We start from the raw sequence: 21344 nt of genomic DNA on the forward strand, positions 1-21344 counted from the left end.
GGGCAGCTCCGGCCGCACGACGCGCGTCCCGGCTCCCGGCGGTGTCGGTGGCCGCTGTCAGACTGGCCGGATGGATCTCCTCGCGCTTCTCCTCGGCCTGCTTCTCGGTGTGCTGCTCGGTGCCCTCGTGAGCGCCGTGTTCCTCCAGCGTCGCCGGTCGCCCGGCCCTGCAGTCGATGATCCGGCCGTGCTCGAGGCCCGGCATCAGGTGGTGCTCGCCGACACCCGCGCCAGGGAGGCCGGTGTGCAGTCGCTGCTGCGGGAGGAGCTCGCCTCGATGCAGGCCACCGCCGACGGCCTGCGCGACCAGATCGCCGACCAGCGACGGCAGTACCGCGAGATCGTTGACCGGCAGCGCGACGACCAGGCTGCACGCACCGAACGGGACCGACAGGAGAGCCAGGTGTTGCAGGCCCTGGCCCCCGTGAAAGACAGCCTGGCGAACATGCAGCAGAAGGTAGCCGAGCTCGAGCAGCAGCGCAGTCTGCAGCACGGCGAGCTCACCGAACAGCTGCGCTCGGCCACCGAGTCCGAGGAGCGCCTGCGCAGCACCGCCGAATCCCTTGCCTCGGCCCTGCGCGCCAACAACACCCGTGGTGTCTGGGGCGAGACCCAACTGCGCAGCGTGGTCGAGGCCGCCGGGCTCATCGAACGGGTCGACTTCGACGTGCAGTCCAGCATCACGTCGGATGCCGGCGCCGGCCGGCCCGACATGGTCGTGCACCTGCCCGGCGGCAAGAACATCGCCGTGGACGCCAAGGTGCCCTTCACCGCGTTTCTCGCGGCCAGCCAGATTCCGGCGACGGCGACCGGTGCGGATGGCGCCCAACGCGCCGTGTTCATGAAGGCGCACGTGAAGGCCGTGCGCGACCACGTCACCGCGCTGGGCAGCAAGGCATACTGGCAGGGCCTGGCGGCCTCCCCCGAGCTCGTGATCGCGTTCATCCCCAGCGAATCGCTGGTGTCGTCGGCGCTGGAGGCCGACCCGTCGCTTATGGAGTTCGCGTTCAGCAAGCGCGTCGCACTGGCCTCCCCCGTCACCCTGTGGTCGGTGCTGAAGACCGTGGCGTTCAGCTGGCAGCAGGATGTGCTCACCCACGATGCCCAGGTGCTCTTCGACCTCAGCCGTGAGCTGTATTCCCGGCTGGCCACCACCGCCACCCACATCGAGAAGCTCGGCAGGGCGATCGAGCGCACCGTGAAGGACTATAACGGCTTCGTCGGCTCCATGGAGCGCCAGGTGCTGCCCACCGCCCGCAAGCTCAACGCCCTCGACGAGTCGAAGGTGCTGGCCCCGCTGGTGGGCATCGAAGAGACCCCCCGCGAGCTGGTGGCCTACGAGTTCGTGGCCGCGCTCGAGACCGATGCCCTGGAAGCGATCCCCACCCGCGACTGACCCCGCAGACACGTTGCCAGTTGAGGCCCCTTCAAGAACTCTGAAGGGGCACCAACTGCCATCTCGCCGGCATCCTCGCACCTGAGTTGCCAGTTCAGGCCCCCTCGGGCACCCGGAATGGGCGTGAAATGGCAACTCACCGGGCCGCCCGCCCGCCGAGATGCCGCAATGGGCCCCTTCAGCGTGCGCGAAGGGCACATTTGCGGCTCGTCGGCGGGGGTGTCGCTTCGAAAGGCGTGCACGGATGGCGCCGACGGCACCGCTACGGGATGGCGCGGGCGGTGCGCTCGAGGTCGGACACCGGCTGTTCGCGCTGGGTGGCGATCGCCGCGCCGGCCGCGGCGCAGACTACGACGATGGCGACCTGCTGCTGCAGAAGCAGGGTCTCTCCGAGCACCAGCACGCCGAAGACCGCCGCGACGACCGGACCGAAGCTCGTGATGATCGCGTAGAGCCGCGGGGTGATCCGACGCAGGATGAAGGTGTCGAGCGTGTACGGGAACGCCGAGGACAGCACGCCCACGGCGACGAGAAGGCCGATCACGCCCCAGTTCAGCTTCGAGTAATCCACGGTGACCAGCGCCAGCGGAACGAGCAGCACCAGGCTGACCAGGCTGGCGATGGTGATGCCCTCCAGGCCAGGCAGCTGGGTGGCCACCCGGCGGGTGAGCAGGATGTAGGCGGCCCAGGCGGCCGCGGCGGTGAGCGCCAAGGCGATGCCGAACGGGTCGAGTGTGCCATCCGACCAGGTGAGCAGGAACACCCCGCCGGCGGCAGCGGCCGCGCAGACGAAGTCGAGTGCTCGGCGGGACGCGGCCAGCGCCACGGCGAACGGGCCGAGGAACTCGATGGTCGCGGCCACGCCCAGACCGAGCCGGTCGACCGACTCGTAGAAGGTGAGGTTCATCACCGCGAGCACAACGCCCAGCATCAGTGCCGGCCACAGCCTTGCCCAGGTGAAGGTGACGAACTTGGGCCGGTAGAACGGCAGCACGGTGATCGCCATCACGAGCTGGCGCACCGCCACGACGACGGGCGAGCCGACCACGGGGATGAGTAGCCCAGCCAACGACGAGCCGTAGTTGATCGTCACCTCGGTGACGAGTTGGGCTCCGGCGCCGGTGAGGCGGTCACGCTTGGCTGTCACTATTCTCCCCCGCCGACCGGATGCGGCACTCCGACGACACTACCGGCCAGCCACCGCAGGCTGGCCGCGCGGTTCGGCAGGTCAGCTGCGCCGGTAGCCCAACCGACCAACGGCGGCCGGGTCGTCCTCGATCTCGGCGACCCCGTCGAAGACCGCATCGGCCGGGTAGACCAGTAGCGGCACGCCCGCCACCACCTGGATGGTGACGTCAACCGTCTGACCGGGGTCGGTGATGTAGCAGCGCATCTCGAAGAACTCCCCCAACGGCTTGCCCGAGGTCACGGCGTCGTTGAGGTAGCTCACGAGGGCGTCAGCAAAGCGGTCCGAGACGGTGAAGCTTCTGCCGTAGTAGTCAATGCGTTTCATGTCTGGAACTCTACCGAGCCTCGCTGCATCCGGGCAGATGCCACCTTCGGAGTCGTCAGTGGAACACCGACCGGGCCACCGCCGTGACCTCCACGGGCAGGCCATCGGGCACGAACAGGGTGAACACGGGCGGACGCCACCAGGCCTGCAGGGTGATCGTGGCGCTCTGGCCGTCCGCCGTGTCGGCGCGGGCCAGCACCAAGTTGTCGATCCCCGGCTGCTCCGCGGCGGCCAGGTACGCCGTCGCCGCGGCCCGGATCTCGCCGGTCGTCAGGGCCGCATGCAGTTCACCGGCCTCTATCGCGACCGAGTCGAGGGTGAACGATTCCGCCGCGGCGAGCGCCGCCCCATCCGCCAGCGTGAACAGCTTTTTGCGCTCGAGGTAGAGGCTCGTAGCGGCGACCACGATCAGCACCACCAGCAGCGCCAGAAAGCCGTAAAAGATGGTGATCAGCAGGGTTGAACCGTCCTCGCCCCGGGTGCTGCGGCCGATGCCGACGCCGGCCCTGTGCGCCATCGCGGTCACCCCTCGTGCCAGAATCTGGACACCGTCTGGGTGGCCGACGATTGCAGCGGGATGCTGCCGCCGTGCGACTGGGTGATGACGGCGGGCACAAAGGGCAGATCGACGACCACCCGCACCGTCACCGTCACCACGCTGCGACGTGACAGACACACGGCGGACCCCGGGCAGGTGATGCTCACCTCGGCGGCGGCCGCGTCGATGCCGTAGTCGGCCAGCCCCACCAACACGGCACGCTCGGCGCGGGCCTCAGCGGCGCCGGCAGTGGGCGCCTGAACGTACACCCGGGCCGCCTGCCGGGCCGCACCCTCCACCGCGAACGCACCGCCCTGCACCACGGACATCGTCAGGACCAGGTAGACCAGCGGCACCAGCAAAATCAGCCCGGCGGTGATGAACTCGAGCGAGGCTGACCCGCGCTCGCCGGTCGGTAGCCACCATCGGTCACTCGGTTTCCAACCCCTCCACGGCCGCATGTCCCCTCACCTCCAGGCCACGGTCCACACCCAACAGACCGAACATCGGCAGCGGGGCCACCACCCGCACCTGCACGCCGGTCTGCCCGGCGACATCGGCGTACCTGGCCGTGACATCGGCGGCGTAGACCGGTCCGAGCGCCGCCGTGATCAGGTCGCGGCTGCGTTCGGCGCCCTGCTCGAGGCCGCTGTCGGCCAGCGCGGCGTATCGGGCGCCTTCCGCTGCCGCATCCAGCACGGTGTTGCGGATGTGCAGGGCGAGCGCGAGCTGCAGGACCGCCAACGTGAGAGCGGTGAGCAGCGCCGAAACCATGACGAATTCCGCCACCGCCGTGCCACGCTCGGCGTCGCCTTGCGCACACCGCCACCTGCGGATCATGTCGGTATCAGGGCATCCGCTAGATGCCGCTGACCCGCTCGATGGCCTGCTCGAAGATGCCGCTGAGCGCGGGTCCGGCCAGACCCCAGATGATCATGACCAGCCCGGCTGTCATCAGGGTGATCAACACCCAGCCCGGTACGTCACCCCTCTCGTCGTGCAGACCAATGCGGATACGGTTCTGAAACTGGGTGGTGAGGCTCACGGTGTCCTGCTTTCTCTCGGTGGTGCACGGATGGAGCGGGGCGGTGCAGCTGGAACGGTGTCGGTCGGGGACGTCTAAAAACCGGCCTGCAGCACGAACAAGCCGGGAAAAATCGCAAAAAGTATGGTCATCGGCAGGATCAGGAACACCAGCGGCACCATCATCGCCACCTCTTTTTTGCCCGCCGCCTCGAGCAGATGCCGTTTGGATTCCTCCCGGCCGTCCTGGGCCTGGGCCCGCAGCACGTCGGCGAGCGGAGAGCCGCGGTCGATCGCCCCGACGACCTGGTCCACGAACCGGGTCAGTGACATGAGACGCATCCGGGTGGACAGCTCGGTCAGCGCCGTGCTGAGCGACACTCCGGCGTGAACGTCACCGATCACCCCGGCGAATTCGCGGGACAACTCCCCCGAGGTACTGCGGGAGACGCGGCGCAATGCATCGAGGATGCCCTCACCGGCCGCGAGGGACAGGGTGAGGAACTCCAGGATGGTGGGCAGCTCGCTGTCGATCCGGGCCAGGCGTGCCGTCGCCGCCCGTTTCAACAGGGTGTCCCGCAGCAGCACCCCCGCTCCGGCCGCGACGACGGGCGCCGCGACCTGCACGATCAGCGGCCAGCTACGGCCCGACGGCGTGCCGAGGGCGAACAGCAGCGCGCCGGCGGCGCCGATCAGCGCCCACGCCAGTTGCTCGGACCGGAAGGCGTCGACAGTTCGGGAGGAGCCCGATTGCGCAAGACGACGCTCGATGATGTCGGCGCCGCCGAGCGCATTGGCAAGGGCCTGCGCGAGGGTCTCGAACACCGGCGAGAACAGGGTGCCCAGCACCGGGATCGGGTCGACGGAGCGGCGGCCCACGAAGACCCGGGCCTCGGCCGACACGTCGAGCAGGTAGGGCGCCAACCGGTTCGCGAGCCGGGGCCGGCTCAGCCGCGGGGTGAGGCTCACCAGCGACCAGAGTCCGATGCCGAGCACCGACCCGAAGAAGGAACCCCAGGCGAGCGCCGTCACTGGAACCACCGGCGTTCCTCGGGCAGCCGCCCCACGATGAGCATCACCCGGTAGGCCAGCACCGATACGGTGAGACCGCCCAGGATGACGACGGTTCCGGCCGGGGTGTTGAAGGCCTGGGCCGCCTCCGGACGGCTGCTGATCAGCACCAGAACGATCCACGGTGCGGCCACGCCCAGCCGGGCGGCGTTCACCACCCAGGACTGTTTGGCCTCGACCTCGGCGCGCACCGCGGCATCCTGCCGCAACCAGCTCGACAGGCTGCGAAGCACCACGGTGAGGTCGCTGCCGCCCACGTCCCGTGCCATCCGCAACGTCTCGATCAAGCGGTCGGCGAACGGGTCGGCGAGGGAGGCTTTGAGCGTGTCAGCGCTGTAGCCGAAGTTGCCGGTGGCCCGGTACTCCCGCTCGAACTCGGCGAACGCCGTGCGGGTGACCACCGGCCCGGCCTGCGCCAGGCTGCTCACGGCATCGGGCAGGGCCAGCCCCGACCGCACGGCGGAGACCAGGTGGTCGACCACATCGGGCCAGACCGTGCGATTCAACCGCCGCCTGGCCCTGGCCCGCCACAGCACGATGAGGGAGGGCAACACCAGCCAGACCACACCGACGACCAGGGTGAGCGCTCGCACACCAAGCACCGCCTCGGCGAGCGCGGCGGAAGCCAACGCGAGCACCGCAGACAGCGCGGCGAACACCGGCACCGGCACCGACCCGAAGCCGGCCTGCGCGAGCCGGGCCCGCCAGCCCGACACCAGCCGGCCGCTGCGGGAGGCACCATCGGTGGCCGGCCAGAGCAGCGGTGAGCTCAGCAGAAGCAGCCCGGCACCGAGCAGGCTGCCCAGAACCAGGGTCATGCCGCTCCCCTCCGCAGCACCTCGGCCGGGTCGAGACCTGCGGCCCGGAACTTGGCGAGCTTGGTGGGGAATCCGCCGGTGTGTTCCAGCACCCCGTTCTTCATGAGGAACAGCGGGCTGGCTTCGATGGTGGAGCCGGTCAGCTGACCGCTCGGTGCGATGATCTCGGTTACCCGGCGGCGCCCGTGCCGGTCCATCTCACAGTGCAGCACGATGTCGATACAGCCTGCCACGGTGGGCAGCACAAACGAGGAGTCGATGTTGCGCCCGGCCAGCAACGGCAGGGTCGACAGCTTCGCGAGGGCGTCCCTGGCGCTGTTGGCGTGGATCGAGCACATGCCGGGTAGCCCGCTGTTCAGCGCGATGAGCAGGTCCAGGCTCTCCGCCTCACGCACCTCACCCACAACGAGCCTGTCCGGCCGCATCCGCAGTGATTCCTTGATCAGCCGGCGCAGGGTGATCTCGCCCGCACCCTCCAGACTGGGCTGCCGGCACTGCATGGCCACGACATCACGCGCGCCGACGCTCAGTTCAAAGGTCTCCTCCACCGTGATGATGCGTTCGGTGCGACGCGTGGCCGACAGAAGCGCGTTGAGCATGGTGGTCTTTCCGGTCTGGGTGGCCCCGGAGACGAGGATGTTCTGCCCGCCACGCACGCACACCCGCATGAACTCCGCGGCCGGCTGGGTGAGCGCGCCCAGCGCCACGAGCTGGGTGAGGTCCCGGATGCGCCGGGTGAACTTGCGGATGTTGACCGACCAGTATCGCTGGGTGATGTCAGGGATCACCACGTGCAGTCTGGAGCCGTCGGGCAAGGACGCATCCACGAACGGTGAGGACAGGTCGACCCGCCGGCCGGACGCCTGCAACATCCGCTCAACCAGGTCGCGCACCTCCCGCTCGGTGAGCACCATCGGGGTCAGCTCTGGCACACCGTCACGGGCGACGAAAACCCGGCTGGGCGAGTTGATCCAGATCTCCTCGATGTCGGGGTCGTCGAGGAACGGTTGCAGGGCACCGAACCCGGTGAGCGCGGCGACCACCTCTCTGCTGGCCTGGAACTCATCGGTGAGCAACGGCAGTGATCCGCCGAGGGCCCGTTCGCTGTACCGGCGCACCTCGTCGCGCACGTATTGGTCGGCGAGGGCGTCGTCGGCGGCCAGGTCGACGCCGTCGCGGCGCACGCGCAGCCGCACCTGCTCGGTGATGATGCGCACGGCCTCGGTCATGAAGGAATCCTGCTGCACAACCGGGCACGCGCGTGCGAGTTATCCACAGCCTGACCGGACGGGTGACCGTTCCACCACTCCGGCGGAGAACCAGGGCACTCTAGACTGGAGCCTCACTCGCGGGAGTGGTGAAATTGGTATACACGCAGGTTTTAGGTACCTGTGCTTTCGAGCGTGAGGGTTCAAGTCCCTTCTCCCGCACCGACGGGCTCCGGCTGTCGGCACTCAGATGCCGTCCGGCTCCGCTGTAACCGAGAATTCTCTTCGATGCTGGCCACCCTGAATACGCTGTGGTTAGGATTGCCTTACTCGTCTCCCAGCAGATCGGTTCTCATGACCGCGACCCCCAGCTCTCCACAGCGCCCCCAGGACCAGCAACAGAATCTGGCCGACTACCTTCGCGCCAGCTCGAGCACTCAGCACCGCGATACCGAAACGCGGTCCTTCATCACCGAACTGATGAGCGGTGCGCTCTCGCTCGCGGACTACACCCGGTACCTCGGGCAGTACGCCTGGGTCTATGAGGCTCTCGAGCAGCTCGTCGACCGGGTATCCCAGGTCGACCGCATAGACGTCTTCGACCCCGCCCTCGACCGGCTGCCCGCCATCGAAAGCGACCTCGCCGCGCTGGGCGTCGACGACTGGCGCCGCGAGCATCCGCCGCTACCGGCGACGACCGAGTACATCGCCCACTTGCAGTCCCTCACCAGTGCCGACAGGGTGCGCTGCCTGGCCCACCATTACACCCGCTACCTCGGTGACCTGTCGGGCGGCCAGGCCATCGCGGCTCTCGTGGCCCGGTACTACGGTGCCGCGCCCGAACAGCTGGGCTTCTACAGGTTCGATGCGATCAACAACATCGTGCAATACAAGCGTGCCTACCGCGATCGGCTGAATGCCATGTCGCTTGCACCGGCCGAGGTGAACGCCCTCGTCGCGGAGGTCGATGCCGCGTTCACCTACAACGGCGCCGTTTTCGACGGGTTGGCGCGCTAGCCGATGGTCCGCGCCGCGGCCCTGGACGGCCAGCTCAGCGACTTCCTCTCCAGCGCGGGAGTCGTGGTGTTCTACCTGCTCGTCTGGGCCCTCGTGTTCGCCGGCACTGCCCTGTTCCTGGGGGTGTTCATCCCGTTCGTCACCGGTGACTCGCTCCTGTTCGGCGCCGGCCTGGTGGCAGCGTCCACGACCAACCTGAACATCGTGGTGCTCGCCGTCGGCGTCGGGATCGCCGCGTTCCTCGGCGACCAGGTGGGCTTCTTGCTCGGTCGCCGATACGGTCGCGGCTACCTCGACAAACGCGGTGGCCGGCGCACCCAATTGGCAATTGTGAAGACCGAGTCCTTCTACCTCAAGTACGGCTGGTGGGCGGTGGTCGTGGCGCGTTTCATGCCGTGGGCACGGGTTTTCGTACCCGTCGTTGCCGGAGTCGGCCGCATGAACTACTACAAATTCCTCTCCAGCAACATCGTCGGAGCCCTGGCTTGGGGTGTGGGCATCACCCTGACGGGCTACTACGCCGCAGCGATCCCCGGAGTGAAGAGCGCGGCCTACATCATCGCGGGTTTCTTCATCACGGCGTCGATAGTTTTCGGCCTGCGCACCTGGTTCGCCGATCGTGCCCAGATGCGCCTCGACGCCCGCACGAGCACCGGATCTCACAACACATTGGGGGGTTAGCCCACCCCTTCATCAGGCCTTCAGATGCCAGAACGCGCTAACCTGTAGCGACGCAAGCGATCACCGCCGACTGGCCGATCTAGCCGCCGACGACTGGAGTTTTCTTCGTGATTAACACAGCACTCATCCCCTGGCTCGACCCCGAGATCCTCATCAACGGATTCGGACCCTGGGCGCTGCTTGGTGTGTGCGCGATCGTCTTCGCCGAGACCGGCCTGCTGATCGGGTTCCTGCTCCCCGGTGACACTCTGCTCGTCATCACCGGCCTGTTCGTCTTCTTCGACATCATCACCATCGACATCTGGTGGGTGGCCCTGGCCATCGGTGCTGCCGCCTTCGTCGGCGGCGAGGTGGGCTACCTGATCGGCCACAGGCTCGGCCCGCGGGTGTTCGAGCGCAAGGAATCGGGCCTGTTCAGCGTCAAGAACGTGCAACGCACGAACGCCTTCTTTGTGCGCTTCGGCGGATTCGCCGTGATCGCCGCCCGCTTCGTGCCGATCGTGCGCACCTTCGCCCCGGTCGCCGCGGGCGTCGGACACATGGACTACCGCAAGTACAGCCTGTACAACTTCATCGGCGCCATGATCTGGGGCGCCGGCCTCACCTTCTTCGGCTACTTCCTGGGCTACATCCCGCCGCTGGCCGACTTCGTGCGCAACTACATCGACCTGATCCTGCTGGGCGCCGTTGTGCTCACCCTGCTCCCCACGATCTACCACTACGTGCAGTCCACCGTGAAAGCCCGCCGCGAGGCCCGGTCCGGCGTGACCGTTGACCCGAAGAACCTGGTGCTCGATCCCGAGACCTTCAAGACCGACAACGACGGCAAGCACGAGGCCTGACCCCTCCTCAGCGCGTGACGCTCAGAACGTCAGCGGTGCGAGTGGTGCTCGTGTTCGGCATCCGCCGCATGATCGGCCGGCTCGAGCTGAAACGTGGAGTGCTCGACGTCGAAGTGGTCGGACAGGCATCCGGACAGCTCGCGAAGCAGCGCGCCCGACCGTCCGGCCGCGAGCAGCTCGGGTTCGACGACGATGTGGGCGCTGAACACGTGTGACCCCGACGTGATCGCCCACACGTGCACGTCGTGCACGGCCACGACGCCGGCGGTGCCCTCGAGGTGCTCCCGGATCGCCCGCACATCGGTATCCGCCGGCACCGACTCGCTGAACACCCGCACCACGTCGCGCAGCAGACCGAAGGCCCGCGGAATGATCATCGTGGCGATCACCAGTGATGCGATGGCGTCCGCCTGCGCGAAACCGGTCAGTAGGATGACGACGGCCGCCGCGATCACGGCTACCGATCCCAGCGCATCGCCGAGCACCTCGAGGTAGGCGCCGCGCATGTTGATCGACCCGGCCGCGGCCGGACGCAACAGCAGGATCCCGACGATGTTGGCCAGCAGGCCGACCACGGCCACCACGAGCATCGGGCCGGCCAGAACCTCGGCGGTGGCGCCGGAGGTCAGCCGGTTGATGGCACCGACGACCACGAAGCCCGCCACCACGATCAGGATCAGGCCGTTGAGCAGCGCACCGAACACCTCGGCCCGCTGGTAGCCGAAGGTCTGCCGATCGGTGGCGGGGCGGGCCGCGACGACGGTAGCGGTGAGAGCGATGATCAGACCGGCCAGGTCGGAGAACATGTGGCCGGCATCGGCGAGCAACGCCAGCGAGCCGGTGAACCAGGCACCGACGATTTCGACGACGAGGACCGCAGCGACCAGGCCGATCACGATCGACAGGCGTGAACGATTGCTCGTCGAAGCGGATGCGTGATCGTGGCCCATGCGTCAACGCTACGAGCCCGCCCGGGCGAAAGCCAGCCCAGCGGCTAGTTGGGAATGAGTGCCGTTCTCAGCTGGCTAGAAGCTCGGTGAGTACCGGCCCGAGGGCTGCAAAGGCGACTGCCCGGTGGCTCTCGGCGTTCTTCACGTCGGCGGGCAGTTCGGCGGCCGATACGTCCTGTCCGTCCGGCTGGAAGATCGGGTCGTAGCCGAAGCCGCCGGCACCGGCCGGCTCCCGCAAGATACGACCCGGCCACTCCCCCGAGACAGCCCGTTCTACGCCGTTCGGCAGCGCCAGCGCAGCCACGCAGGTGAAGTGACCGGCCCGGTGTTCGTCGGTCATGTCGCTGAGCTGCCAGAGCAGCAGACGCAGATTCTCCTCGGAGTCCCGCGCCGGCCCGCCCCAGCGGGCAGAGAAGATGCCGGGTGCGCCGCCCAGCACATCGACGCAGATGCCGGAGTCATCCGCGATCGCGGGCAGGCCGGTGTGCGCGGCGGCGGCACGCGCCTTGATCAGCGCGTTCTCGGTGAACGTCGCGCCGTTCTCGACAGGCTCCGGCCCGTCGTAGGCCAGCACCTCCAGGTCCGGCAGCATGGGCGCGAGGATGCGGCGCAGCTCCTCGACCTTGTGGGCGTTGTGGGTGGCGAGAACGACGCGCATGTCAGCGGCCCAGTGTGGTCTTCTGCAGCTCGGTGAGCGTGATCGCCCCGCCGAGGGCCAGGTCGAGCAGGGAGTCGAGCTCGCTGCGGTCGAAGGGGGCGCCCTCGGCCGTGCCCTGCACCTCGATGAACTTGCCGCGACCGGTGACGACGACGTTCATGTCGGTCTCGGCGCGCACGTCCTCGGTGTAGGCGAGGTCGAGCATCGGCACGCCGGCGATGATGCCCACCGAGACGGCCGCGACACTGTCGGTGAGCGGCTGGGCCTTCTGGGCGATGAACTTCTTCTCACGGCCCCATTCGAGGGCGTCGGCCAGCGCCACGTAGGCGCCGGTGATGGCGGCGGTGCGGGTGCCGCCGTCGGCCTGCAGCACGTCACAGTCGATCACGATGGTGTTCTCGCCGAGCGCCTTCATGTCGACGACGGCGCGCAGGCTCCGACCGATCAGCCGGCTGATCTCGTGGGTGCGGCCACCGATACGGCCCTTGACCGACTCGCGGTCCATGCGGGAGTTCGTCGAGCGCGGCAGCATCGAGTATTCGGCGGTGACCCAGCCCTTGCCCTTGCCGGCCATCCAACGCGGCACGCCGTTGGTGAACGACGCGGTGGCGAGCACCTTGGTTCGGCCGAAGGAGATCAGCGCGGATCCCTCGGCCTGGTCGCTCCAGCCGCGCTCGATGGTGACGGGGCGCAGCTGGTCGTTGGTGCGGCCATCGGCGCGCAGGATGTCGGTCACGGGTTCTCCTTGGAATGACGGGGGGTGAAGAGGCGGGATGGAGCGGTCGAGGCGGCCAGTCTGGTCACCTCGCTGAGACTGATGGTGCCGGTCGCGACGAGGTCCACGTGGGAGATCTCCGGGCCGAGTAGGCGGTGGGCGAGGCGGAGGAAGTCGTCGGCGCTATCGCCGGTGGCCTCGTAGCGGTAGCTGGGCGGGGCGGCATCCACCCGTTCGAGACCTTGGCCCACCAGCACCCTGTAGACATCGTTGGCCGTCTCAGTGTGGCTGGAGACCAGCGTCACCGCGTCACCCATGACGTAGGAGATGACCCCGCGCAGGAACGGGTAGTGGGTGCAGCCGAGCACGAGCGTGTCCACGTCGGCGGCCTTGAGCGGTGCGAGGTATTCCTCGGCGACGCGCAACACTTCCGCGCCGGTGGTGACTCCAGATTCGACGAACTCCACGAAGCGCGGGCAGGCCTGCGAGAACAGCTGGATGTCGGTGGCCGCGGCGAACGCGTCGTTGTAGGCCCGAGAGTTCACGGTGCCCGCCGTACCGACAACGCCGACCCTCTTGTTGCGGGTGGTGCCCACCGCACGGCGCACCGCGGGCTGGATCACCTCGATCACCGGGACGCTGTAACGTTCCCTGGCATCCCTCAACACGGCCGCAGAAGCGGTGTTGCAGGCGATTACCAGCAACTTCACATCTTGGGACACCAGGTCGTCGAGAACCTCGAGTGCGTACTCGCGGACATCGGCGATCTTCTTCGGCCCGTAGGGCGAATGCGCGGTGTCGCCGATATACAGGATCGACTCGTTGGGCAGTTGGTCCTTGATGGCCCGGGCGACGGTAAGCCCGCCGACCCCGGAGTCGAAAATCCCAATCGGTGCATCAGTCACGTCGATCAAGCCTAGCCGGGTTCGGCGTTCGGCCACGCTGGACACCGCTATATGCCCAGAACCGCCCAACGTACGTGGGCCGGAATATAGCCGTAACTACACTCGGCATATGGGCCAGGCCAACCAGGCAGAGCCCGCACCGGAGACGTCCCTCGCGCCGTCTGAGGAGATGATCGTCATGAATGATCGAGTCGTAATCACCGGACTGGGCGCACTGACGCCCCTCGGTAATTCGTGGACCGAAACCTGGGACGGCCTGACCAACGGCCGCAGCGGTGTCGCCCGCATCACGCAGTTCGACGCCACCGACCTGCCCACCCAGATCGCCGGTGAGGTGAAGGACTTCGACCCGGCCACGCGGATGTCGATCAAGCAGGTCAAGCGGGCCTCGCGCGCCTCCCAGCTGGCGATCGCCGCGGCCCGCGAGGCAGTCGCGGACGCCGGCTTCGGGCCGTCAATGGAGGGTATCCACACCGGCGTCATCGTCAATAGCGCCGTGTCCGGCTACGCCGAGATCCAGGATGCCACCGAGCACGTCAACGCCGGCAGCGCCCGCCGCATCTCGCCCCGCTTCGTTCCGCAGTCGCTGATGAACATGGCCGCCTGCGAGATCGCCATCGACCTGGGCGTGCACGGCCCGGTGAACGCCAGCGCCCTGGCCTGCGCGAGCGGTGCCTACGCCCTCCTCGAGGCGCGCACCATGCTCGTCACCGGCGACGCCGACGTCGTGATCGCCGGCGGTGTCGAGGCCGCCATCACCCCGGTGATGTTCGCCGGGCTGAACGCCATGCACGCCGCATCCACCCACAACGACGAACCCACCGAGGCCAGCCGCCCGTTCGACGCCAACCGCAACGGCCTGGTCTTCGGCGAGGGCGCCGTGGTGTTCGTCATGGAGCTGCTCTCCCACGCCCGCGCCCGGGGTGCCCGCGTCTACGCCGAGGTGCTCGGTGGGGCGCTCACCAGCGACGGCTTCAGCATCGTGGCCCCCGACCCGTCGGGCACCTACGCCAGCCAGGCGATCACCCGCGCCCTGGACAAGAGCCGGCTCAACCCGGCCGACATCGACATGATCGTGGCCCACGGCACCTCCACCCAGGCCAACGACAAGGCGGAGACCCTCGCGATCCGCAACTCACTGCGCCACTTCGCCGACAAGATCTCCATCACCGCGCCGAAGTCGATGACCGGGCACATGATCGGCGCTGCCGGAGCCCTGTCCGCCCTGGTCGGCGCCCTGTCGATCAAGAACGGCATTGTGCCGCCCACGATCAACCTGCGCACCCCCGACCCGGACTGCACCCTGGATTACACGCCGCTCACCGCGCGCATCCAGCCGATCAAGCACGCCCTGGTGAACGCGTTCGGCTTCGGCGGGCAGAACTGCATCGTCGCCTTCGGCGCCCTGTAGGCCCCAGCCGGGATCCGCGAGTTGCCGCAGACGGCCCCTTCAGTGCATCTGACGGGGCCGTTTGACGTATCTCGGCGAACGGGCGGCGGGAGGGTGTGCACCGGGCGTCCAGCCCGGGCAGTGCGGTGACGGCTAGGCTTCTCGCGTGACCGAGACTTCTGCCTTTCGAACCGACCGCTACGAACTCACCATGGTGGATGCCGCGATCCAGAGCGGCACCGCGAACCGGGAGTGCATGTTCGAGGCCTTCGCCCGGCGGCTGCCCGCCGGCCGACGGTACGGGATCGTGGCCGGCACCGGCCGCCTGCTCGACCTGATCCGTGATTTCAGGTTCGACGAGGCTGAACTCGACTGGCTGCGCGCCAACAACGTGGTGCGCCCGCCCACCCTCGACTGGCTGGCGGACTACTCCTTCAGCGGCAACATCTGGGGATACCGCGAAGGCGACGCGTACTTCCCGGGCTCGCCACTGATACAGGTCGACGGCACCTTCGCCGAGTGCGTCGTGCTCGAGACCCTGATCCTCAGCGTGCTCAACTACGACAGCGCCGTGGCCAGCGCCGCCGCCCGCATGGTGTCGGTGAGCCTGGGCCGGCCGCTGGCCGAGATGGGATCCCGCCGCACGGGCGAACACTCCGCCGTGGCCGCGGCCCGCGCCGCGTATATCGCCGGGTTCGCCTCCACCAGCAACCTCGAAGCCGGCCGGAGCTGGGGCATCCCCACCATGGGCACCGCCGCGCATTCCTTCACCCTGCTGCACGACACCGAAGAGGACGCCTTTCGGGCCCAGGTGGATGCGTTCGGCGCGTCGACCACGCTGCTGGTCGACACCTACAACATCGAGCGCGGCATCGAACTGGCCGTCTCCGTGGCCGGCACCGGGCTGGGTTCGATCCGCATCGACTCCGGCGACCTTCCCACCGTCGCCGCCGCCGCGCGCGCCCAGCTGGACTCGCTCGGCGCCGTGAACACCCAGATCACCGTCACCAGCGACCTGGACGAGTACTCGATCGCGGCGCTGTCCGCGTCGCCGGTGGATGCGTTCGGGGTGGGTACCTCACTCGTGACAGGGTCCGGCGCACCGGCCGCCGGCATGGTCTACAAGCTGGTGGCGCACAGGAACACCGCAGACGAGTGGGTTTCGGTGGCGAAAACCTCGGCCTCTAAGGCCTCGGTCGGCGGGCGCAAGAGCGCCGTGCGACTGCTTGACGCGACAGGCACGGCGCGCGAAGAGATCGTTATGGTGGCGGCGAACGGCCCGACGGACGCACCGGTTGACGCCCACGAACCCCACGCCGCCGGAGCCACGGAACGGTCGTTGCTGGTGCCGCTCATGGAGGCCGGGGTTGTCGACGAACGCTACGTGGGCTCAGCCGGCACCCGGCTGGCCCGCGAGCAGAACGCCGCAGCCATGCGTGAGCTGCCGATCGATGCGTTCAGGCTCGGCCGCGGCGACGCCGTCATCCCGACGGTGTTCCGCTAGCGGGGTGTCGACAAGCTCGACCAACGAACGGGTTAGTCCTGCTTCATCTTTTCGTAGATTGACTTGCAGGTCGGGCAGACCGGGAACTTCTCCGGGTCGCGGCCCGGCAGCCACTTCTTGCCACACAGCGCCTTGACCGGCTTGCCGGTCATCGCCGACTCGAGGATCTTGTCCTTCGGCACGTAGTGCGAAAAGCGTTCGTGGTCACCGGGCTCGATCTGCTCCTGGTTGAGCAGTTCCTCGAGTTCACGATCGAGGGTGGATGTTCCGCCACCAATATCTGGGCCGCGGCCAGGCTCTGCGATGCTCGCGCGAATGTCGTGTGTCATGGAATCAAGTGTATGCAGCTACGCGCGCAATGCGGAGGAGAGCATTTCGGGACCACGGCGTTCGAAGGTCCGCGAGCCCAGCCAGACCCCGCCGATCAGCATGACGAAGCCGATGCCGAGCCCCCAGTAGAGAGCCGGCAGGTTCCACACCGGATCCACGAAGACACCCAGAACGGCGCACACGATGGCCGGCAGGGCCACCACGATGGACCCGACGAAGGTGAACGACTGGATGATCGCGGCGGCGGTATCCGACGACTGCGGCTGCGCGAACGGGCTGTCCCCTGGCTTGGTCGCCGGGTAGGGGAACCGGGCCGACGTGAAGCTGGAGAAGCCCAGCCCGGCGAGCAGGATGCAGGTGCTCACGCCGAGCAGACCGGGCAGCACCGCCCAGTCCCCGTGCACGCTGACGCTGACGGCCGAGCCCAGCCCGATCAACGGGATGCCCACGAAGAGCGCCGGAACGAGCCGGCCGACGCGGTCGGCCACTCCGCGCGGTCCGGAGACCACGTGCAGCCAGATGGCGGTGTGGTCATACGCGACGTCGTTGTGCAGCGTCCAGCCGAGGAAGACGCACATCAGAGGCACCGGAACGAGGACGAGGTATTCGAAGGGCATCCCCGCAAAGACGAGAGGCAGGATCACCAGGACCGGGACGATGGGGATCATGATCAGCGAGACCCAGTAGCGCGGGTCGCGGCCCCAGTAGGTGATGCTGCGCGCGGCGATCGCACCGATCGGGTTGTGCGGCATCCGGTCGAACCAGCCCAGGCCGACGTAGGCCTTGGCCTGAGCCTCGCGACCCGGCGTGATGAGCATCCGGGCCACCAGACCCTGCCAGGCGAGCCAGAGCAGGTACACGGTCGCGGCGGCGATGAGGAGCTTGAGGAAGGCGATCCCCCAGTCGCCGACAGCGGCGTCTCCCGGCACGGCCCACGCTGCGCCCAGCGGCGTCCAGCCGAGGATGCTCGCGAAACCGCCGAGCACGTCGAGCCCGTATTTGCTCCAGTCCACATTGACCAGCAGGACCACCACGGGGGTGATCATGACGATCAGCAGGATGCCGATGATGCCGGTGAACTCGCGGGCGCGGCGGGTGGACAGCAGGAATGCCGAGATGGACGTGCTCACCCGGGAGGCGAGCATGCAGGTCGCCAGAAGCAGCGCGGCCGCCAGGATGGCGAACAGGGTCTCCCCCACACCCCTGGACCAGGTCACGATGGTGCCCAGCAGCACCAGCGCGAGGGTGGTCGCCGGTACGCCGACGAGTGCGGATACGGCGAGGCCGAACGACAGCTGCTTGTTCGGGATACCCAGGGTGGAGAATTTGCGCGGGTCCATGCTGTCGTCCACGCCGAAGACGAGCGGCACGAGGAAGAAGCCGAGCACCACCAGCGAGCCGGCCACGATGAGGCCCTCCCGAATGGCGCCGACGTCGTCGACGAACCGGAACGTGATGAGCATGGCCACCAGGGCCGCGGCGACGAGCAGCCCGTAGAGCAGGCCGAGCACCACTCCCACGACCTGCCAGGGGCTACGCCGGAACAGATTGGCGAGCAGCCTCAGTTTCAGTCCGAGAAATTGTGCAACCACTCCAGGCCCTCCGCAACCTTTCGTCCGCCGGCGAGGTCGACGAAGCGTTCTTCGAGTGACACGTTGCCGCGCACCTCGTCGATCGTTCCCGCGGCCAGCACCGAACCCTGCACAATGATCGCCACGTGGTCGCAAACCCTCTGGATGAGGTCCATACCGTGGCTGGAGAGAATCACCGTTCCGCCGGCAGCGACGTAGCGCTGCAGAATCTCGGTGACGTTCACGGCCGACACCGGGTCGACCGATTCGAACGGTTCGTCGAGCACCAGCACGCGCGGCGAATGGATCATCGCGCAGGCCAGGGCGATCTTCTTGGTCATGCCCGCCGAGTAGTCGGCGACCAGACGGTTGAGAGCATCCTCAAGGCCGAACGCCGCGGCCAGGTCGGCGGACCGGGCCCGCACAGTTTCGCTCTCGAGGCCCCGCAGCACGCCGGAATAGTAGAGAAGCTGTGCACCGGTGAGCCTGTCGAACAGCCGCAGCCGGTCCGGGAGGACTCCAATGGTGCGCTTGGCGGCGATCGGGTCGGCCCACACGTCCACGCCGTGTACCTGGATCGAACCGGAGTCCGGCCGCAGCAGCCCGGTGATCATCGACAGCGTGGTGGTCTTACCCGCGCCGTTAGGGCCGACGATGCCGTAGAACGACCCGGCCCGAACTTCGAGGTTGACGTCGGCGACGGCCACGTTCTGGCCAAAGCTCTTGTTCAGCCCGCTGACCGCGATCTCCACGCGAGGGGACGCCCCGATGACGGCGGATGCGCCGGTGCGCGGGGCCATCGGCTTGCGCACTACCGGCGGGATGCGCTGCGCCGTGGCACCGACAACGGGTTCGGGGACCGCGGTGGCCTGGCCGGTGCAATCCGCGGCCGAGTCGACGGGCACCGTAGTCCGAGCGGGTGCAACAGGGGCTTCGGGGCTCGCTGGTACCCCGGCTGCCACGGCATCCGTGCGCTCGGCAGCGCCGAGGTCGGTCGGAGACACGGCCTCGGTCTGCTTCGGAGCAAACCTGGGCAGCCGCCAGAACGGCCGCTTCGCGGGCTGGGCCGGCTCGGAGGCAGGGGCGCTCGTCGCAGGGGTCACGGTGAGCACAACGGTGTCGTCGGACTCCGGGGAGGCCGGCATCGTCAAGACGACGGTCTCGTCGTCGGCGGAGAGCGCGGGGGCGACCGGCACGACCGGCAGCACCATGGTGGCGTCGGGCTCGGGTGCAGCGGGCGCGGCCGTGTCGGGCACTGAGGCGACGGGCGCTTTCGTTACGGGCTCTATAGTGACGGATTCCGCAGCGGCTGGTGCGTCCTCAACGGCAGCCGATCGTGCCGCAGCGGCGGCGGCGGCAGCCGCGGTGGCGGCACGTGCAGACGCTGTGGCGGCGGTCCTGGCGGCGGCAGACTTCGCCGCGGCGGACTTGGTCGCTGCGGCGCGGGCCGCGCCGGCCTTGGTGGCCGATTCGGTCTTGGCGGCAGCGGCCTTGGCGGCAGCGGCCTTCGAAGCCGCGGTCCGGGCGCTGCTCGAGCGGGCGGCCGCGGTCTTAGCCTTCTCGGGGCCGACCTCCGCGGGGCCGGCGGGCAGGTCCAGCTCGGAGGCCGCGGCGGCGGCCTCGACGGCCTCCGCGGTATCGGCCGTGGACGTCGTCGTGGCCGGCAGCCTGGTGGCCTTGGCGACCGCGGGCTTCACCGGCGCCTTGCGGGCAGCGGGGGTGCGCGTCACCGTGACGCGCGCCGGCGCCGTTGCGGGTTCGGCGGCGGCCGGGGACACGGGCGTCGTCGTCGGTACCGACACGTCCTCCGCCATCGCGGCGGCGGCCGGCTTCTTCTTGGCCGGAGCGCGGGGCGTCGACGTGGCTCGCGGAGTCGCAGGGGTGCGCGGTGCGCGGGTCGTGCTGCGCGCAGGCTTCACCGGGGTTGTCGAGCCGTCGGCGGTTGCTGTGTCGGCTGAAACCGATGTGTCGGCGTCGGATGCGGCGGGCGCGTTCGACGCCCCACCGGCCGAGGACGTCGTGGTTCGGGGGGTGCGGCGCACCGGAGGCTTGCGGGGCGGCAGCGCGCCGGTGGTCGGTGCTGTCGTTGAAAGGGAATCGGGCTCAGGGGCTCGGTTCGCAGGGGCGTTGTGTTCGATGGCACTACCCTCGCGTTCCGGCTCCGTATCGGGAACGGGCAAGACCGGAGTCCGCTCGTCAGGCTCGGAGTTCGGAGGCACTGGAGTCACCTCGCTAACTTACCAAGGACCGTCTGACCTCGCAGGGGCCGGCGGCGGTCGCAGGCGGATTCTCACCAAAACTCGCGCCGGAATCGCAGGTCACAGGGCCGCACGAATCGTCACGATCAGGACACGCCTCTGACCGTCTCTTCCCCCAGAACGGGGTCGTCGGGTAGTCTGAAGGTGGCATAACGGTGTGTCTATACGTGAACTTAGGGGTGAACCGCAGGCAAACTCGGCGAAAACGTCCGACCGCTGCGGGGCCACCCAGATCTTTCTTAGGAGATATTCGTGACCACCCAGGTAGTAATACTTGCAGCAGGAATGGGCAGCCGCCTCGGCCGCTCCCTTCCCAAACCGCTGACCGAACTCAACGACGGCCGCACGATCATGCAGCAGCAGTTCGACAACATCGAGCACGCCTTCGGCAAGAAGACCAAGGTCACCATCGTTGTCGGCTACAAGCTCGAGCACATCATCGAGGCTTTCCCGCAGGCATCCTTCGTCTACAACGAGCAGTACGACGTGACCAACACGTCGAAGAGCCTGTTGCGCGCCCTCCGCGCGTCCGCCAGCGGCGGCGTGCTGTGGATGAACGGCGACGTCGTATTCGATCCCGCTATCCTCGATCGCGCTGCCGCGATGATGAAGCGCGACCAGTCCTTCGTCACGGTCAACACGTCGAAGGTGTCTGACGAGGAAGTCAAGTACACGACGAGCGCCGAGGGCTACATCAAGGAGCTGTCGAAGACCGTGAAGAACGGGCTCGGCGAGGCTGTCGGCATCAACTACGTGTCTGCCGCTGACAAGCCCATGCTCATCCACCACCTCAGCAAGGTCGGCGACCAGGACTACTTCGAGCGCGGCATCGAGCTCGCGATCGAGAAGAACCGCATGCTCGTGGAGCCCGTCGACATTTCCGACTTCTACGCCGTCGAGGTCGACTTCGCCGAAGACCTCGAGCGCGCCAACCTCTTCGTCTGATCAGCCTGGAG

Annotated in this window: 23 protein-coding genes and 1 tRNA gene; 8 read left to right on the forward strand and 16 right to left on the reverse strand. The window is 68.1% G+C overall.

Annotated elements, in window-relative coordinates; all coding sequences use genetic code 11:
• Window positions 1–70: 70 nt before the first annotated feature.
• A complete protein-coding gene (gene rmuC / locus E3T22_RS04285; protein WP_134480739.1) occupies window positions 71–1396 on the forward strand; it encodes a DNA recombination protein RmuC in 1326 nt (441 codons plus the stop codon).
• Between the two features lie 262 nt (window positions 1397–1658).
• Here the strand turns inward: rmuC and E3T22_RS04290 are convergent, their stop codons facing one another.
• The 9 genes from E3T22_RS04290 to E3T22_RS04330 all read right to left on the reverse strand — a co-directional run bounded on the left by E3T22_RS04290 (window position 1659) and on the right by E3T22_RS04330 (window position 7588).
• Window positions 1659–2543: a DMT family transporter gene (locus E3T22_RS04290; RefSeq protein WP_240632403.1), complete on the reverse strand. Its 885-nt coding sequence runs from the start codon at window positions 2541–2543 to the stop codon at window positions 1659–1661.
• Window positions 2544–2624: 81 nt separating this feature from the next.
• The gene (locus tag E3T22_RS04295) at window positions 2625–2909 is read right to left on the reverse strand and encodes a hypothetical protein (protein WP_088455573.1); all 285 of its coding nucleotides are present in this window, start codon (window positions 2907–2909) and stop codon (window positions 2625–2627) included.
• 55 nt (window positions 2910–2964) lie between these two features.
• Window positions 2965–3426, reverse strand: a complete 462-nt coding sequence (locus E3T22_RS04300) for a pilus assembly protein TadG-related protein (RefSeq protein WP_134480740.1) — start codon at window positions 3424–3426, stop codon at window positions 2965–2967.
• A gap of 5 nt (window positions 3427–3431) precedes the next feature.
• Window positions 3432–3908, reverse strand: coding sequence for a hypothetical protein (locus E3T22_RS04305; RefSeq protein ID WP_088455571.1), 477 nt, complete (start codon window positions 3906–3908; stop codon window positions 3432–3434).
• Window positions 3877–4236, reverse strand: a complete 360-nt coding sequence (locus tag E3T22_RS04310) for a TadE/TadG family type IV pilus assembly protein (protein WP_370028230.1) — start codon at window positions 4234–4236, stop codon at window positions 3877–3879. The genes E3T22_RS04305 and E3T22_RS04310 overlap by 32 nt, the downstream gene beginning before the upstream one ends.
• A 70-nt stretch (window positions 4237–4306) precedes the next feature.
• Window positions 4307–4492 (reverse strand): hypothetical protein, encoded by a 186-nt coding sequence (locus E3T22_RS04315; RefSeq protein WP_088455569.1) that lies wholly within the window; start codon window positions 4490–4492, stop codon window positions 4307–4309.
• A gap of 74 nt (window positions 4493–4566) precedes the next feature.
• Window positions 4567–5511: a type II secretion system F family protein gene (locus E3T22_RS04320; protein WP_241983591.1), complete on the reverse strand. Its 945-nt coding sequence runs from the start codon at window positions 5509–5511 to the stop codon at window positions 4567–4569.
• Window positions 5499–6359: a type II secretion system F family protein gene (locus E3T22_RS04325; protein WP_134480741.1), complete on the reverse strand. Its 861-nt coding sequence runs from the start codon at window positions 6357–6359 to the stop codon at window positions 5499–5501. The genes E3T22_RS04320 and E3T22_RS04325 overlap by 13 nt, the downstream gene beginning before the upstream one ends.
• Window positions 6356–7588 carry a CpaF family protein gene (locus tag E3T22_RS04330; protein ID WP_134480742.1) on the reverse strand — a complete coding sequence of 411 codons (1233 nt, stop codon included), beginning with the start codon at window positions 7586–7588 and terminating at the stop codon, window positions 6356–6358. Before E3T22_RS04330 ends, E3T22_RS04325 begins: the two co-directional genes overlap by 4 nt.
• A gap of 119 nt (window positions 7589–7707) precedes the next feature.
• On the opposite strand from E3T22_RS04330, the gene E3T22_RS04335 reads away from it, so the two are divergent.
• From E3T22_RS04335 to E3T22_RS04350, 4 genes are all read left to right on the forward strand, one after another.
• Window positions 7708–7789: transfer RNA gene (locus E3T22_RS04335), tRNA-Leu, on the forward strand.
• A 132-nt stretch (window positions 7790–7921) separates the two neighbouring features.
• Window positions 7922–8584, forward strand: coding sequence for a heme oxygenase (biliverdin-producing) (locus E3T22_RS04340; protein ID WP_165788009.1), 663 nt, complete (start codon window positions 7922–7924; stop codon window positions 8582–8584).
• A 3-nt stretch (window positions 8585–8587) separates the two neighbouring features.
• Entirely contained in the window at window positions 8588–9265 is a 678-nt protein-coding gene (locus tag E3T22_RS04345; protein WP_174776258.1) for a DedA family protein, read from the forward strand.
• Between the two features lie 107 nt (window positions 9266–9372).
• The gene (locus tag E3T22_RS04350; RefSeq protein ID WP_088455550.1) at window positions 9373–10107 is read left to right on the forward strand and encodes a DedA family protein; all 735 of its coding nucleotides are present in this window, start codon (window positions 9373–9375) and stop codon (window positions 10105–10107) included.
• A 29-nt stretch (window positions 10108–10136) separates the two neighbouring features.
• Here the strand turns inward: E3T22_RS04350 and E3T22_RS04355 are convergent, their stop codons facing one another.
• The 4 genes from E3T22_RS04355 to murI all read right to left on the reverse strand — a co-directional run bounded on the left by E3T22_RS04355 (window position 10137) and on the right by murI (window position 13335).
• Window positions 10137–11057, reverse strand: a complete 921-nt coding sequence (locus E3T22_RS04355) for a cation diffusion facilitator family transporter (protein WP_134409490.1) — start codon at window positions 11055–11057, stop codon at window positions 10137–10139.
• 67 nt (window positions 11058–11124) lie between these two features.
• Window positions 11125–11715 carry an RdgB/HAM1 family non-canonical purine NTP pyrophosphatase gene (gene rdgB, locus E3T22_RS04360; protein WP_088455548.1) on the reverse strand — a complete coding sequence of 197 codons (591 nt, stop codon included), beginning with the start codon at window positions 11713–11715 and terminating at the stop codon, window positions 11125–11127.
• Between the two features lies 1 nt (window position 11716).
• The gene (gene rph / locus E3T22_RS04365) at window positions 11717–12451 is read right to left on the reverse strand and encodes a ribonuclease PH (protein WP_088455547.1); all 735 of its coding nucleotides are present in this window, start codon (window positions 12449–12451) and stop codon (window positions 11717–11719) included.
• The gene (murI, locus tag E3T22_RS04370) at window positions 12448–13335 is read right to left on the reverse strand and encodes a glutamate racemase (RefSeq protein WP_103432628.1); all 888 of its coding nucleotides are present in this window, start codon (window positions 13333–13335) and stop codon (window positions 12448–12450) included. The genes rph and murI overlap by 4 nt, the downstream gene beginning before the upstream one ends.
• Window positions 13336–13444: 109 nt before the next feature.
• Between murI and E3T22_RS04375 the strand changes: the two genes are divergently transcribed.
• Window positions 13445–14746 (forward strand): beta-ketoacyl synthase, encoded by a 1302-nt coding sequence (locus E3T22_RS04375; protein ID WP_198414981.1) that lies wholly within the window; start codon window positions 13445–13447, stop codon window positions 14744–14746.
• 145 nt (window positions 14747–14891) lie between these two features.
• Window positions 14892–16229 (forward strand): nicotinate phosphoribosyltransferase, encoded by a 1338-nt coding sequence (locus E3T22_RS04380; protein ID WP_134409489.1) that lies wholly within the window; start codon window positions 14892–14894, stop codon window positions 16227–16229.
• A gap of 32 nt (window positions 16230–16261) precedes the next feature.
• Here E3T22_RS04380 and E3T22_RS04385 read toward each other — a convergent pair whose 3' ends face one another.
• From E3T22_RS04385 to E3T22_RS04395, 3 genes are read right to left on the reverse strand one after another with little or no spacing between them, the layout of a single operon-like run.
• Window positions 16262–16558, reverse strand: coding sequence for a DUF3039 domain-containing protein (locus tag E3T22_RS04385; protein WP_088455545.1), 297 nt, complete (start codon window positions 16556–16558; stop codon window positions 16262–16264).
• An 18-nt stretch (window positions 16559–16576) separates the two neighbouring features.
• Window positions 16577–18151, reverse strand: coding sequence for a hypothetical protein (locus E3T22_RS04390; protein WP_240632399.1), 1575 nt, complete (start codon window positions 18149–18151; stop codon window positions 16577–16579).
• A complete protein-coding gene (locus E3T22_RS04395; RefSeq protein ID WP_134480754.1) occupies window positions 18127–18930 on the reverse strand; it encodes an ABC transporter ATP-binding protein in 804 nt (267 codons plus the stop codon). The genes E3T22_RS04390 and E3T22_RS04395 overlap by 25 nt, the downstream gene beginning before the upstream one ends.
• Window positions 18931–20640: 1710 nt before the next feature.
• Between E3T22_RS04395 and E3T22_RS04400 the strand changes: the two genes are divergently transcribed.
• Window positions 20641–21333 carry an NTP transferase domain-containing protein gene (locus tag E3T22_RS04400; RefSeq protein ID WP_088455544.1) on the forward strand — a complete coding sequence of 231 codons (693 nt, stop codon included), beginning with the start codon at window positions 20641–20643 and terminating at the stop codon, window positions 21331–21333.
• Window positions 21334–21344 lie beyond the last annotated feature (11 nt).

It is taken from the genome of Cryobacterium sp. TMB3-10, from assembly GCF_004402305.1.
GTDB lineage: Bacteria > Actinomycetota > Actinomycetes > Actinomycetales > Microbacteriaceae > Cryobacterium > Cryobacterium zongtaii.